Annotated in this window: 8 protein-coding genes; 5 read left to right on the top strand and 3 right to left on the bottom strand. The window is 70.7% G+C overall.

Translation table 11 applies throughout. The annotated features are described in order from the left end of the window. Positions 1-81 precede the first annotated feature (81 nt). Positions 82-777: a hypothetical protein gene (locus tag OG735_RS18345; RefSeq protein WP_327324271.1), complete on the bottom strand. Its 696-nt coding sequence runs from the start codon at positions 775-777 to the stop codon at positions 82-84. A 160-nt stretch (positions 778-937) separates the two neighbouring features. Between OG735_RS18345 and OG735_RS18340 the strand changes: the two genes are divergently transcribed. From OG735_RS18340 to OG735_RS18320, 5 genes are all read left to right on the top strand, one after another. After that, positions 938-3,529, top strand: coding sequence for a bifunctional FO biosynthesis protein CofGH (locus tag OG735_RS18340; protein WP_327324270.1), 2,592 nt, complete (start codon positions 938-940; stop codon positions 3,527-3,529). Positions 3,530-3,588: 59 nt separating this feature from the next. Further along, a complete protein-coding gene (locus tag OG735_RS18335; protein ID WP_327324269.1) occupies positions 3,589-6,984 on the top strand; it encodes a tetratricopeptide repeat protein in 3,396 nt (1,131 codons plus the stop codon). A gap of 115 nt (positions 6,985-7,099) precedes the next feature. Then, the gene (locus OG735_RS18330; RefSeq protein ID WP_327324268.1) at positions 7,100-7,408 is read left to right on the top strand and encodes an ATP-binding protein; all 309 of its coding nucleotides are present in this window, start codon (positions 7,100-7,102) and stop codon (positions 7,406-7,408) included. Then, positions 7,405-10,272 carry a tetratricopeptide repeat protein gene (locus OG735_RS18325; RefSeq protein ID WP_327324267.1) on the top strand — a complete coding sequence of 956 codons (2,868 nt, stop codon included), beginning with the start codon at positions 7,405-7,407 and terminating at the stop codon, positions 10,270-10,272. Before OG735_RS18330 ends, OG735_RS18325 begins: the two co-directional genes overlap by 4 nt. A gap of 161 nt (positions 10,273-10,433) precedes the next feature. Then, positions 10,434-11,549, top strand: coding sequence for an ADP-ribosylglycohydrolase family protein (locus OG735_RS18320; protein ID WP_327324266.1), 1,116 nt, complete (start codon positions 10,434-10,436; stop codon positions 11,547-11,549). 100 nt (positions 11,550-11,649) lie between these two features. Here OG735_RS18320 and OG735_RS18315 read toward each other — a convergent pair whose 3' ends face one another. Beyond that, positions 11,650-13,239 carry a sodium:solute symporter family protein gene (locus OG735_RS18315; protein ID WP_327324265.1) on the bottom strand — a complete coding sequence of 530 codons (1,590 nt, stop codon included), beginning with the start codon at positions 13,237-13,239 and terminating at the stop codon, positions 11,650-11,652. Positions 13,240-13,475: 236 nt separating this feature from the next. Further along, positions 13,476-14,258 carry an SDR family oxidoreductase gene (locus tag OG735_RS18310; protein ID WP_327324264.1) on the bottom strand — a complete coding sequence of 261 codons (783 nt, stop codon included), beginning with the start codon at positions 14,256-14,258 and terminating at the stop codon, positions 13,476-13,478. Between the last annotated feature and the right edge of the window lie 4 nt (positions 14,259-14,262).

The raw sequence follows: 14,262 nt of genomic DNA, 5'->3' as shown, positions 1-14,262 counted from the left end.
TGGAATCAAAACGATCAAATCGCGGGAAATCGCCAACACTTGCTGACGCGTCATCTTGTGACCTCGGTGACGCCTGTGACATCAGTCCTGGCCCCCGCCCGGACGGAGCTCCGGAGGATGGACGCCGGTCAGCGAATCGCCGTACGCCTCCTTGGGGTCGTACGCACAGGGCATCCCGCTGCCCCCGGAGAACCGCTGGTTCTCCGCACGCCAGGTGAAGGACAGCGTCTCGTTCCCGCCGTCTCCCGCCCGGCCGTCCCGCTCCGCCCGTAGGTTCCACTCGTCGCCGGTCTGGAACTCCCCGTACTCGCTGATGTGCCAGCCCGTGTCCTTCAAATGGTCGTGCAACCTCCGCAACGCGGGCAGGGCCTCCTTCTCGGAGACCTTGTCCAGGGCCCAGCCGTGGTGCAGCCCGTACGCACCGGCCACGGGATCATCGGCCATGCCCTCGAGCCCGCCCGGGTGGCAGGAGTCGGTCGAGAGATAGTTCTCCGTGCCCACCCCGATCTCCACCACGCCCGGCGGCACAACGCGGTCGAAGCCCAGCACCTCGTACGCGTCCTGGGAGCGGCTGGTGGCGCGGCGCATCATCTCCTCGGGGGCGACGCGGGGATAGTCCTCCGGTGTGGCGCGCTCCACCTGGTACGTGATGACCAGGCCGAGCACAAGCAGCAGCGGCGCGGAAATGAGCACGATGAACGCCCACCACGCCACGTCGAGAGCCCTGCGGACCACCGCCCTCGCGGGGGAGTCGGACATCTCAAGGTCGTCGATCATGAGACTGAAGCTACGGTCCATCGCACGGCCCGGACATGCGTGGTCGTGCCCAGCATGCTTAGGCGTAGGTACTCAGGTCACTCAGGTCATCACCCCTCGGCCGTGCCCCTCCGCCCGAGGTCAGCTACTTCCCCTCCTCCCGCGCTCGTATGCTCGGTCCATGACGGATCACCAGCCCGTGCGCCCCGTACGCCCCACCGAGAACGCCATGCGCCGCGCCCTCAAGCGAGCCAGGGACGGGGTAGCGCTGGACGTCACCGAGGCCGCCGTGCTGCTGCAGGCGCGGGGAGACGATCTCGAAGACCTCACCGCGTCCGCCGCGCGGGTGCGGGACGCCGGGCTCGAGGCCGCGGGCCGCGCCGGTGTCATCACGTACTCGAAGAGCGTGTTCATCCCGCTCACCCGGCTGTGCCGCGACAAGTGCCACTACTGCACCTTCGTCACCGTCCCCGGCAAGCTGCGCCGCGCGGGCCACGGGATGTTCATGTCGCCGGACGAGGTCCTCGACATCGCCCGGCGCGGGGCCGAACTGGGCTGCAAGGAAGCGCTGATCACGCTCGGGGACAAGCCCGAGGACCGCTGGCCCGAGGCCCGGGAGTGGCTCGACGCGCACGGCTACGACGACACGATCGCGTACGTACGGGCCATGGCGATCCGCATCCTGGAGGAGACCGGGCTGCTGCCGCATCTCAACCCCGGCGTCATGTCGTGGACGGACTTCCAGCGGCTCAAGCCGGTCGCGCCCTCCATGGGCATGATGCTGGAGACCACGGCGACCCGGCTGTGGAGCGAGCCGGGCGGACCGCACTACGGGTCGCCGGACAAGGAGCCCGCCGTCCGGCTGCGGGTGCTGGAGGATGCCGGGCGCAGCTCCGTGCCCTTCACCAGCGGGCTGCTGATCGGGATCGGCGAAACGTACGAGGAGCGCGCCGACTCGCTGTTCGCGCTGCGGCGCGTCGCCCGTGCGTACCACGGCATCCAGGAACTGATCATGCAGAACTTCCGCGCCAAGCCGGACACGGCGATGCGCGGCATGCCGGACGCCGAGCTGGACGAGCTGGTCGCCACCGTCGCCGTCGCCCGGCACATCATGGGGCCCTCCGCCTGCCTCCAGGCGCCGCCGAACCTGGTGGCGGGCGAGTACGCACGCCTCATCGGCGCCGGCATCGACGACTGGGGCGGGGTATCGCCGCTGACCCCCGACCATGTGAACCCCGAGCGGCCCTGGCCGCAGATCGACGAGCTGGCCGAGCGGTCGGCGGCGGCGGGCTTCCGGCTCGAAGAGCGCCTCTGCGTGTACCCGGAGTTCGTTCAGCGCGGTGAGCCCTGGCTGGACCCGCGGCTGCTGCCGCATGTCCGCGCGCTCGCCGATCCGGAGACCGGGCTGGCGAACCAGGACGCCCGTGTCGAGGGGCACCCGTGGCAGGAGCCCGACGAAGGGTTCACCTCCACCGGGCGGACCGATCTGCACCGCACGATCGATACGGAAGGCCGGACCTCCGACCGGCGCGACGACTTCGACGAGGTGTACGGGGACTGGGAGGCGCTTCGGGAGGCAGCCGTGCCCGGCATGGTGCCGTCCCGTATTGATACGGATGTACGCGCCGCGCTCGCGACAGCCGCCGACGACCCGACCGAGCTCACCGACGACGAGGCGCTCGCGCTGCTGCACGCGGACGGGCCGGCACTGGACGCGCTCACCCGGATCGCGGACGAGCTGCGCCGTGACGTGGTCGGCGACGACGTCACCTACATCGTCACGCGCAACATCAACTTCACCAATGTCTGCTACACGGGCTGCCGTTTCTGCGCCTTCGCCCAGCGGCGTACGGACGCGGACGCGTACACCCTCTCCCTCGACCAGGTCGCCGACCGCGCGGAGCAGGCGTGGGAGGTCGGCGCGGTCGAGGTGTGCATGCAGGGCGGCATCCACCCCGACCTGCCCGGTACGGCGTACTTCGACATCGCGCGCGCCGTGAAGGAGCGCGTCCCCGGCATGCATGTGCACGCCTTCTCGCCGATGGAGGTCGTCAACGGCGCCACCAGGACCGGTCTTTCCATCCGCGAGTGGCTCACCGCGGCCAAGGAGGCCGGCCTGGACTCGATCCCGGGGACGGCCGCGGAGATCCTGGACGACGAGGTCCGCTGGATCCTCACCAAGGGCAAGCTGCCCACGGCCACCTGGATCGAGGTCGTCAAGACCGCACACCAGCTGGGTATCCGGTCCAGCTCGACCATGATGTACGGACATGTGGACCAGCCCCGGCACTGGCTCGGCCATCTCCGTACGCTCGCGCAGATCCAGCAGGAGACCGGTGGCTTCACGGAGTTCGTGACGCTGCCCTTCATCCACACCAATGCGCCCGTCTATCTCGCGGGCATCGCCCGGCCGGGGCCGACGAGCCGGGACAACCGCGCTGTGACGGCGATGGCCCGGCTGCTGTTGCACCCGCACATCACCAACATCCAGACCAGCTGGGTGAAGCTGGGGCAGGAGGGCGCGGCCGAGATGCTCCGCTCCGGCGCGAACGACCTCGGCGGCACGCTGATGGAGGAGACCATCTCCCGGATGGCGGGCTCGAGTTACGGCTCGTACCGCTCCATCAAAGACCTGATCGCCATCGCGGAGGAGGCGGGCCGCCCGGCGAAGCCGCGTACGACGCTGTACGGCGAGGTGCCGCAGGAGCGACAGCAGGCGGCCACCGCGTCCGACGGGCACCTGCCCGAACTGCTGCCCGTACTGGGGGACTAGCCGCCCCGGATCCGGCGTTCCGCTGGCAGACTGATGCGGTGAGGGCAGACGGACCATCCATGCAGGAGTTCATCCGGCGCCGCAAGCGCGCCGGATTCGTGGGGCGCCGTGATGAACTGGCGCTGTTCCGGGAGAACTTCGACTTTCCCCCGGCGGACGAACGGCATCGCTTCATCTTCCACATCCGGGGCAATGCGGGCGTAGGAAAGACCTCTCTCGTCCAGCAGTTCCAAGAAGCGTCCCGTGAACGCAAGGCGATCACCTCCTATGTCGACGAGGCCGTGAGCAGCGTGCCCGAGGCGATGGCGGCGATCGGGGCGCACTTCGCCCGGCAGGGGCACGCTCTCAAGGCCCTGGAGCGGATGCTGGCGACCTACCGCGAACGGCGGTACGAGGCGGAGTCGGCATCCGTCGCGGTGCTCGACCCACAGCAGCCCCCGGGCCCGTCCGCCGGGTCGATGGCCGCCGCCCAGGCGGGTCTCTTCGGGCTCGGTATGGTGCCCGGAATCGGCGCGTTGGCCGGGGTCGTCGACCCGGCCCATCTGGCCCAGGGGGCCGACCGGTTGCGGGCCGCGCTCAGTGCGCGCTTCCGTAATCAGGAGGATGTACAGCTGGTGATGGACCCGCTTCAGGTCCTCACCCCGGTCCTGGTGGCGGAGGTGGGCCGGCTCGCTGCCGGCGTACCGTGGTTCACGCTCTTCTTCGACACGTACGAACGCACCGGCCCCTTCCTCGATACATGGCTGCGGGATCTCATCACCACTGAGCGGTACGGCGCGCTGCCCGCGAATGTCATCGTCACGCTGGCCGGGCAGCGGCAGCTCGACGCCGGCTGCTGGGCCGACCATATGGACTTCGTCGCCGATCTGCCGCTGGAGCCCTTCACCGAGTCCGAGGCCCGCCAGCTCCTGGCCGCGAAGGGTGTGGTGAACGAAGGGGTGGTACAGGACGTACTGCGGCTCTCCGGCCGGCTGCCGGTCCTGGTGTCCACCCTCGCCGAGAACCAGCCCGCCGATCCCGCTGACGTCGGCGATCCGAGCGCCACCGCCGTCGGCCGCTTCCTCAAATGGGAGCAGGACCCGGTCCGGCGTGCGGCTGCCCTGGCCTGCGCCCTGCCGCGGCGCCTCAACGAGGATGTATTCCGGGCGGCGGTCGAAGCGGACGCGGCCGGACTCTTCGGCTGGCTGCGGTCGCTGCCGTTCGTGTCCGACCGCGGGGGCAGCGCCCAGTACCACGATGTCGTACGCAATCCGATGCTGCGTCTGCAGCGCAACAGTTCGCCGCAGCGCTGGAGTTCACTGCACACCCGGCTCGCCGAAGCCTTCGCCGGCTGGAGGGAGGCCGCTGGAGCCGGGGTGGACCCCGAGGAACTGTGGGAGCAGGCGCGCTGGTGCGAGCTGCGTCTCCAGGAGTCGTACCACCTGCTGTGCGCCCAGCCGCAGGGTGCGCTGCCGACGGTCCTGCGGGACGGTGTGGACGCGTGCGACGACAGCACGGCGGAGGCCCGCCGCTGGGGACAGGTCCTGGCGGAGGCGGGCGAGGACGCTGACGCGGACGCGCTCAGGCAGTGGGGCGAGGACTGCCTCGCCGCCCTCGCGGACGAAAAGCGGGGCACGATACGCGTGTTGGGCCTGCTGCTCTCCCGTGCCGGGCTCGACACCGAGGGCCAGGTGAGCGCCCTGGTGGCGCGGGCCCGGGACCTGCGTGACGCCCAGGAGTATCCGGCGGCGCTCCTCGACTACGAGCGTGCCATCGCGCTCGAACCCGGGCGGGCCAGGGCGTATCTGGGCCGCGGGCTCACCCGCCAGGCGCTCGGCGAGTTCGACCTGGCCCTGGCCGATATGAACCGGGCCGACGAACTGCGGCCCGGCACCTGGTGGATCATCAGGGAGCGCGGCGAGACGCACCGTTTGGCGGACCGGTTCGAGGAGGCGGTCGCGGACCTCGACCGTGCTCTGGAGCTCGATCCCACGGACGCCTGGTCCTTCGCCAGCCGTGGCCAGACGAACCAGCAGCGGGGCAGGTACGCCGAGGCGCTGGTGGACTTCGACCGCGCCATACAGCTTGACCCCGACTACCCATGGGCGCTGGTCAGACGAGCCCAAGCCCGGGGGCGTCTCGGGGACATTCCGGGTGCGCTGACGGATCTGGACCGGGCCGAGGAGCTGAGCCCGGACACTGCGTGGATCCCGGGGCAGCGCGGGGACACCTACCGGCTGGACGGCCGGTACGACGAAGCGATCGCGGCCTACGGCGTCGCGATCGACCGCGCCCCCGACTACGCCTTCGCCTTCGCCGGCCGCGGGAGGGCCCATCGCGAGGCCGGCCGGTTCGCGCAGGCCCTGGCTGACCTGGACCATGCACTGGACCTCGACGGCGAGTATGCGTGGGCGCTGGTCGAGCGCGGCAGGGTCCGCCGCGCGCTCGACGACGCCGACGGTGAACGCGCCGATCTGGACCGGGCGGTGGAGATCGAACCCGGCAATGCCTGGACACTCGCGGAGCGCGGCGAGGCGCACCGGGTAGCGGGTCGCTACCCGGAGGCGCTGGCGGACTTCGACCGCGCGATCGTCCTCGATCCCGGTTACGGGTGGGCGTTGGGCAGCCGCGGCCAGACCCGACGTGCTCTGGGCCGGTACGAGGAGGCGCTGGCGGATCTCGACCGCGCAGACGAACTGCAGCCGGAAGAGGCCTGGATCCTGGCCGACCGCGGTGGGGTCCACAGAGCCATGGGACGGTTCGAGGAGGCGTACGCGGATCTGGACCGGGCGATCGAGGTGGATCCCGAGTATGTCTGGGCGTACGTACGACGGGCAGCACTGGACCTGACAACCGGGCGGCTTCAGCGTGCCCTCGCCGGCCTCGACCGCTGTCTCCAACTGGGTTTCGGCTCCGCCTGGGTGCACCGCAAGAGGGCCTCGGCGCTGCTCTTCCTGGGCCGTCCGGAAGAGGCCCTGGCTGCACTGGACCTGGCCGAGCGGGAGGGTGCGGAGCCTGTCGACTTCCTGGGGCTGCGCTCCGAGGCGTGTCGGCTGACGGGGCGCTTCGAGCCGGCCAGGGAAGCCGCCGAGCGCCTTCTCACCGAGGAGCCGAGCGAAGGCTCGTACTATCTCGCGCTGGTGGTCAGCCGTACCCAGGGCGTACAGCAGGCCGCGGAGCTGTGGAGGGACGCCGAACGGCACTACCCCCGTACCGACCCGGCGGCACTCACCTGCACCGAGGCCGGCGAACTGATGGTGGTCCTCTGCGGGCAGGGCGAGTGGGAGAGGGCAGACGCCCTCCTGGAGGAGTTCCTGGCCGGAGATCCGGCCTGGGAGGACCCGGCGGACGCGCTCGACGCGGTGACGGAACTCCTCGGCTGTCCGGGCGCGGACACCGGACAGCTGGAGAGGTTCCGCAGCAGGCTCGCCGAGGCCACGGCGGCGCTGGCGCCCGCCGATGCCTCGGACGGGTAGGGCGTTGACCTCCTTCACGCCCCTCGCGCCCGCGCCCGGGGACTTCGTTCCGCATGCCGCGACGGGCTGACAGACTGGTCCCGGACCGTGAAGGGGGACTATTCGGAGGGGGACCATGGGGTCGGCACGCCCGTCGATGCACGAGCTGATCAAGATGCGCAGGCGCGCGGGATTCGTGGGACGCCGTGGTGAAATCGCGTTGTTCCGGGAGAACTTCGACGTTTCGCCGCTGGACGTCCGCCATCGCTTCCTCTTCCATATCCACGGCAACGCGGGCGTCGGCAAGTCCTCCCTCGTACGCGAACTGGTGGAGACGGCCCGCGAGCGCCGCGCGCTCACCGCCACCATGGACGAGACCGTGAACAGCGTGCCGGAGGCGCTGGCGGCGCTCAGTGCCCAATTCGCGCAGCAGGCCATGAGTTGAAGGCGCTGGACCGGCTCCTCGCGACCTACCGTCAGCGGCGCTACGAGGCGGATGCCCTGTCCACCGCGGTGTCGGACGGTCAGCCGCAGCCGCCTTCCGCGGGCAGCATGGTCGCAGCACAGGCCGGCCTCGTCGCACTGGGCACGGTGCCGGGCATCGGCTCGCTCGCCGGGGCCGTCGACCCCGCCCAACTCGCCCGGGGCGCCGACCACTTACGCGCTGCCCTCAGCGCACGCTTCGGCAAGCAGGAGGACGTACAGCTGGTCCTCGAACCGCTCAAGGCGCTCACCCCCGTCCTGGTCGCCGAGCTGAAGCGGGTGGCGGCCGACGTCCCGTGGTTCACGCTCTTCTTCGACACGTACGAACGCACCGGGCCGTTCCTCGACACCTGGCTGCGCGATCTGATGACCACCGACCGGTACGGCTCACCGCCGGCCCAGGTCGTCGTCACGACGGCCGGGCAGCGGCCGCTCGACCCCAACTGCTGGGCCGACTGCGTGGACTTCGTGACGGATCTCCCGCTCGCCCCCTTCACCGAGTCCGAGGCCCGCCAGTTCCTCACCGCCAAGGGCGTGGAGGACGAGAAGGTGGTACGGGAAGTGCTGATGCTCTCCGGCCGGCTTCCGGTTCTTGTCTCCACCCTCGCCGCCGGCCTCGCCGAGAACGCCGGCCTCGCCGGGAACCCGGGCCGCGTGGACGACCCCAGCGCCACCGCCGTGGAGCGCTTCCTGAAGTGGGAGAGCGATCCGGTCCGCCGGTCCGCGGCGCTCGAGGGCGCGCTGCCGCGCCGCCTGAACGAGGACGTCTTCCGGGCGGCCGTCGACGTCGGAGTCGAAGGGGACGGGGCGGGACTCTTCCGCTGGCTGCGCGAGATGCCGTTCGTGAGCGACCGCGGCGGCCGGGCCCAGTACCACGACGTCGTACGGGAGCCGATGCTGCGGCTGCAGCGCAACAGCTCACCGCAGCGCTGGCGCACCGGGCACACCCGGCTGGCGGAGGCGTTCGCCGGGTGGCGGGCGGCCGCCGGGGAGGGCCTGGAGCCGGACGAGCGCTGGCGGCAGGACGCCTGGCGCGAGCTGAAGCTGGAGGAGACGTACCACCTGCTGTGCGCGCAGCCGCGGACGGCGCTGCCGATCGTGCTGCGGGACGGGATCGACGCCTGCGACGCAGGGACGGTGCCGGCCCGCCTCTGGGCGCAGACCGTCGCGGACGCGGGCGGCGACGGCGACAGCGGCGTACTGCGCACCTGGGGCAGGGACTGCCTCGCCGCGCTCGAGGACGAGCAGCACCGGAGTGCGGAAGTGCTGGGGTTGATGCTCGCCCGGGGCGAACTGGACGACGAGGGGCGGGTGGCGGCCCTGGTGATCCGGGGGCGGGACCGCCGCAACACCGGCCGGTACGACGAGGCGCTGCGCGACTACCAGCAGGCGATCACCCTGGACGGGCAGTGCCGGCGGGCGTACTACGGACGGGGTGAGACCTACCGCCTCGCTGGGCGGTCCGAGGAGGCCGTCGCCGAGTTCGACCGGGTGCTCGCACTCGACCCCGACGACACCTGGGCGCTCTCCAGCCGCGCCCTGACCAGGCATGCGATGGGGCGCGACGAGGAAGCACTGGCGGATCTGGACCGGGCCCTCGAGATCGCGCCCGGCCATGTGTGGTCGCTGGTGCGGCGGGCGCAGGTGCGGCGCGCGCTCGCGGACACCGAAGGAGCCCTCGCGGACATCGACCGGGCCGGGGCGCTCGATCCGGACAATCCGTGGATCGTCGGCGAGCGCGGCGAGATCCTGCGGCACGACGGGCGGTCCGAGGAGGCGATCGCGGAGTTCGACCGGGCGTTCGCGCTCGACCCGGCCTACTCCTGGGCGCTGGGCAGTCGCGCCATGGCCAAGCAGGCGCTGGGCAGGACCGAGGAGGCGCTGGCGGACCTGGACCGTGCGGTGGAGCTGACTCCGGAGTATGTGTGGGCGCTGATCAGGCTGGCCGAGATCCACCGGGAACGCGGCGACAGCGCAGGGGAGTTCGCGGCCCTGGACCGGGCGGTGGCGAGCGCGCGGTTCAAGGAGTGGGCGCTGGCGCAGCGGGGCTACGCGCACCAGCTGGCTGAGCGGTACGAGGAGGCGCTCGCGGACTACGACCAGGCCCTCGTAGTCGCCCCGGACTACGGCTATGCCCATGTCTCCCGGGGCCGGGCCCACGAGCGGATGCACCGCTACGAGGAGGCGCTGGCGGACCTGGACCGCGGGCTCGAGCTGGATCCCGACGACACCTTCGCCCTGTCGGTACGGGCCGGGGTGCGGCGGGCGCTCGGAGATCTCGACGGTGAACTCGCCGACCTCGACAGGGCGGTGACCCTCGCGCCGGATCACGCGGCCCATCTCACGCTGCGCGGGGAGGCCCACCGGCGCGCGGAGCGGTACGAGGAGGCGATCGCGGACTACGACCGCGCGGCCGTGCTGACCCCCGACGACGGCTGGATCGTCGGCAGCCGTGGCCAGGCAATGCGCGGGCTCGGCCGGTTCGAGGAGGCGCTGGCGGACCTGGCGCAGGCAGCGGGACTCCAGCCGGACAAGGCGTGGATCGCCGCCGAGCGCGGCGCGGCCCTCCAGGACCTGGAGCGGTTGGAGGAGGCACGGACGGAGCTGGACCGGGCGATCGCGCTCGATCCGGCGTACAGCTGGGCGTACGGACGCCGGGCCTCGGTGCATCTGGCCACCGGCCGCCGGGAACAGGCCCTCGCCGATCTCGAGCGGTACCGGGAACTGGGCGGGGACACCGCCGGGCTGCAGCCGCCGCTGCGCGACCTCATCGAGACACAGGATGCGGTGACGTCCACCGATGAAGCGGTGACATCCACCGACTGAGTGGTGACACCGCCGAACAAAGGGTGCAAAGCAGACCAGAAGCCCTTCTGTCCACATACCGTAGCGATCCCGTTCCGGCCTCTGAACCGACCGATCCGGGTCGATTACAGTGCTGCGCCAGGCATATGTTCGATGTTCGGGAGCCCAGGGAGGGACGCGCGGTGAGCGCAGCAGCCACGGCCGTCTGGGGCCGTGCCGAGCAGCAGGACTTCCGTGCGCGGGTGCGCGGGGCCCTGCTCGGCGGCGCCATCGGCGACGCGCTCGGCGCGGGAGTCTCCGCGCTCACCATCGAGGAGATACGCGAGGCTCACGGCCCGGAGGCCGTCAGCGACTTCGTGCCGGCCCACGGCTGCCGCGGCGCCGTCACCTCCGCGACCCAGCTGACCCTCTTCACCGTCGACGGGCTGATACGCGCCCAGGTGCGCCGTGACACCGGCGCCTGGCACCCGCCCACCGATGTGCACCGCGCACATCTGAGATGGGCGGCCACCCAGCGCGACTGGGGCCCGGACGAGCGCCGCAAGGACAATGGCTGGCTCGCCCGCGAGGAGTGGCTCTACACCCGCCGCGAACCCGCGGCGGCCTGTCTCACCGGGCTCGGCGACGAGAACATGGGCACGCTCGAAGCACCCAAGAACCCCTCCGCGCGCGACGCCGGCGCACTGGTGCGCTCCGCGCCGTTCGGGCTGCTCGTCGGCTGGGAGCCGCAGTTGGTGTGTCAGCTCGCCGTGGAGTGCGCGGCCCAGACCCACGGCCATCCGACCGCGTATCTCTCCGCCGGCGCGCTCGCCGTCATCGTGCACGGTCTGGCCCGCGGCGAGACCCTCGACGGCTCCGTGCAGCGCGCCCTGGCCCAGCTGGCCGCGCGCCCCGGCCACCAGCCCGTCACGGACGGCCTCAAGCACGCGCTCGGCGCCGTACGCCAGGGCATACCGAGCCCCGCCAGGATCGCCTCCATCGGCGACGGCCACAACGCCGAGGACGCCCTCGCCATCGCCGTCTACTGCGCTCTTGTCGGCGAGGACATCCGGCACGGCCTGCGCCTGGCCGTGAACCACGACGGCCCTTCGGAGACCACCGGCGCGCTGACCGGCTCACTGCTCGGAGCGCTGCACGGCGAGACCGCACTGCCGCCCGCCTGGCTCTCCGAACTGGAGGGCCGCGCCACCATCCTGGAGCTCGCCGACGACTTCGCGATGGAGATGACGCAGGGCCCGGCCCTGCACGGCCCCACGGTGACCGCACCCGGCTGGCTGGCCCGCTACCCGCGAACCTGACCTCGGTACGCAGGAGGGCCCGAGTGCGCAGGAGGGCCCGAGTGCGCAGGAGGGCCCGAGTCCCATGTGGGAGCCGGGCCCTCCTGCGTACCGGTGTATGTCAGCCGTCCGCGCCCTCGCGGCCCAGCACCTTCGCGTCGGCGGGCTCCGCCGGCGCCGGCACGGCCCGGGCGGCGAGCCCCGAGTCGGGACCGTCGTCGTCCGTGTTGATCCGGGCGATGACCGCGTCCCGCTCGGGGGTGTCCTCCGGCTTGAGGAAGCCGATCGAGATGTAGAGCACCAGCGAGATCGCGAGCGGTACGGAGACCTGGTACTGCAGGGCCACATCGGTCCTGGCCGTACCGTCGATCTCGTAGTTGAGGAAGAAGAAGGCGATAAGGCCCGCCGCCCAGCTGGTGAGCGCCGCGGTCGGTCCCGACTTACGGAACGTACGCAGCAGACCCAGCATGAACGGAATCGCGATCGGGCCCATCAGACCCGCCACCCACTTGATCACGACGGTGATGATGTCCTTGAAGGTGGGCGAGTTGACCTGCGTCGCGATGGCCATCGACAGCGCCAGGAAGGAGATCGTCGACAGCCGGGCCGCGATCAGCCCGGCCCGCTCCGACCAGCTTCTGGCCTTCTTGGAGAGCACCGGTGCGATGTCCCGGGTGAAGACCGCGGAGATGGCGTTGGCGTCGGAGGAGCACATGGCCATGGTGTGCGAGAAGAAGCCCACGATGACCAGGCCCAGCAGACCGTGCGGCAGCAGTTGCTCGGTCATCAGCGCATACGAGTCGGAGGCGTCCGGCTTCTTCGCCTCGATGAGCAGCGGCGCGCACCACATGGGGAAGAAGAGGACCAGCGGCCAGACGAACCACAGGATGGCGGAGAGCCGCGCCGAGCGGGTGGCCTCGCGGGCGTTGGCGGTCGCCATGTAGCGCTGCGCCTGGTTCCACATGCCGCCGTTGTACTCGAAGGTCTTGATGAAGAGGAACGCCAGCAGGAACGTGACCGTGTACGGTCCGGCGGTCGCGTCGGCGTGGCCCTGGAGCTCCGGCTTGTCCCAGACCGTCCACAGCGTGCTGAAGCCGTCGAGCTTGCCCATGACCGCGATGAGCATCGCGAGCCCGGCCAGCAGCTGGATGATGAACTGCCCCAGCTCGGTCAGGGCGTCGGCCCAGAGGCCGCCGATCGTGCAGTAGATGCCGGTGATGATGCCGGTGATCAGGATGCCCTGGTTGAGCGAGATGCCGGTGAAGACGGAGAGCAGGGTGGCGATGGCGGCCCATTTGGCGCCGACGTCCACGATCTTCAGCAGCAGGCCGGACCAGGCCAGGGCCTGCTGCGTCTTCAGGTTGTACCGGTTCTTCAGGTATTCGAGCGGCGAGGCGACATGGAGCTTGGACCGCAGCCGGTTCAGGCGCGGCGCGAAGAGCTTGGCGCCGATGAAGATGCCGATGGCGATCGGGAGGGACCAGGTCACGAAGGACGTGACACCGTACTTGTAGGCGATGCCCGCGTATCCGGTGAACATCACCGCGCTGTAGCCGGACATGTGGTGCGAGATGCCTGAGAGCCACCATGGCATCTTGCCGCCGGCGGTGAAGAAGTCGCTGACGTTGTCAACGCGCTTGTGCGACCAGAGGCCGATCGCGACCATCACACCGAAGTAACCGATGAGCACGGTCCAGTCGAGACTGTTCATGTGCCCCCTCCTGGGGTCCGCCTTGTGAACGCCGTTCATGGTGTGTCCATGGGCGTGGCCACGACAACGACTCGAAGGGTCAAGGGGAAGTAAAATTGTTCGAGTTAATGACCTCTGTTCATATTCATGAATCTCGGAGGGGTGAAAAAGGCCGCACGGCGGTGATTTGCCCGTGCGGCCGGTCGAAGGGTCCCGGAGGGGAAGGGGGTTGAGTGCCGAGGGGCGCTATCGCATCGTCACCGCATCAACTCGCCCGCGTTGACCAGAAGCGACTGGCCCGTGATCGCCCGGGCCCGGTCGGAGGCGAGGAAGGCCGCGGCCTCCGCCACGTCGCCGTCCGTGGCCAGTTCGGGCAGTGCCATCCGCTCGGTGAGCCGCCCGAGCACCTCGGGCTCCGGCACCCCCTCGGTGTGTGCCGTGAACTGGACGTACGCCTGCACCGGCGGCCCCCACATCCAGCCCGGCAGCACTGTGTTCACCCGGATCCGGTCCGGGCCGAGCTCGCGCGCCAGCGAGTACATCGCCGAGGTGAGCGCCCCCTTGGACGCCGCGTACGCCGCCTGCCACACCTGTGAGGGCGCGGCCACCGCCGACTGCGTACCGATGATGACGACCGAGCCGCCCCGCTCCTTGAGCGCCGGCAGGCAGGCGCGGGTCATCCGCAGTGTGCCCAGCAGGTTCACATCGATGACTCCGTGCCAGGTCTCGAAGTCCGCGTCCGCCAGACCCCCGAAGTAGCTGTCCCAGGCAGCGACATGGATGACGGCGTCGATCCGCCCGAAACGCTCGACGGCGAGCGCGGCCAGCGCGTCGCACTGGGCCTCGTCGGTGATGTCCGTGGCGCGGTGCGCGGTGTGCGTGCCGCCGGGGTCGATCTCCTCGGCCGACTTCACGAGATTCACCTCGGTGCGCGCGCCGAGGACCGCGTTGCCCCCGTCCCGTACGACGGTCGCGGCGATCTGATGGCCGAGACCGGCCCCTACCCCGGAGACGATGACGGTCTTCCCCTTGAGCAACATCAAC

This window comes from Streptomyces sp. NBC_01210, assembly GCF_036010325.1.
Taxonomy (GTDB): Bacteria; Actinomycetota; Actinomycetes; order Streptomycetales; family Streptomycetaceae; genus Streptomyces.
The sequence above is the reverse complement of the archived record's forward strand: the minus strand, read 5'-3'. Positions and strand labels throughout refer to the sequence as shown.

Bases quoted from the DNA above. Each gene is read 5' to 3' on its own strand.
- OG735_RS18310 (WP_327324264.1), bottom strand. From the start codon at position 14,258: ATGTTGCTCAAGGGGAAGACCGTCATCGTCTCCGGGGTAGGGGCCGGT.
- OG735_RS18335 (WP_327324269.1), top strand. From the start codon at position 3,589: ATGCAGGAGTTCATCCGGCGCCGCAAGCGCGCCGGATTCGTGGGGCGC.
- OG735_RS18315 (WP_327324265.1), bottom strand. From the start codon at position 13,239: ATGAACAGTCTCGACTGGACCGTGCTCATCGGTTACTTCGGTGTGATG.
- OG735_RS18330 (WP_327324268.1), top strand. From the start codon at position 7,100: ATGGGGTCGGCACGCCCGTCGATGCACGAGCTGATCAAGATGCGCAGG.
- OG735_RS18345 (WP_327324271.1), bottom strand. From the start codon at position 777: ATGATCGACGACCTTGAGATGTCCGACTCCCCCGCGAGGGCGGTGGTC.
- OG735_RS18340 (WP_327324270.1), top strand. From the start codon at position 938: ATGACGGATCACCAGCCCGTGCGCCCCGTACGCCCCACCGAGAACGCC.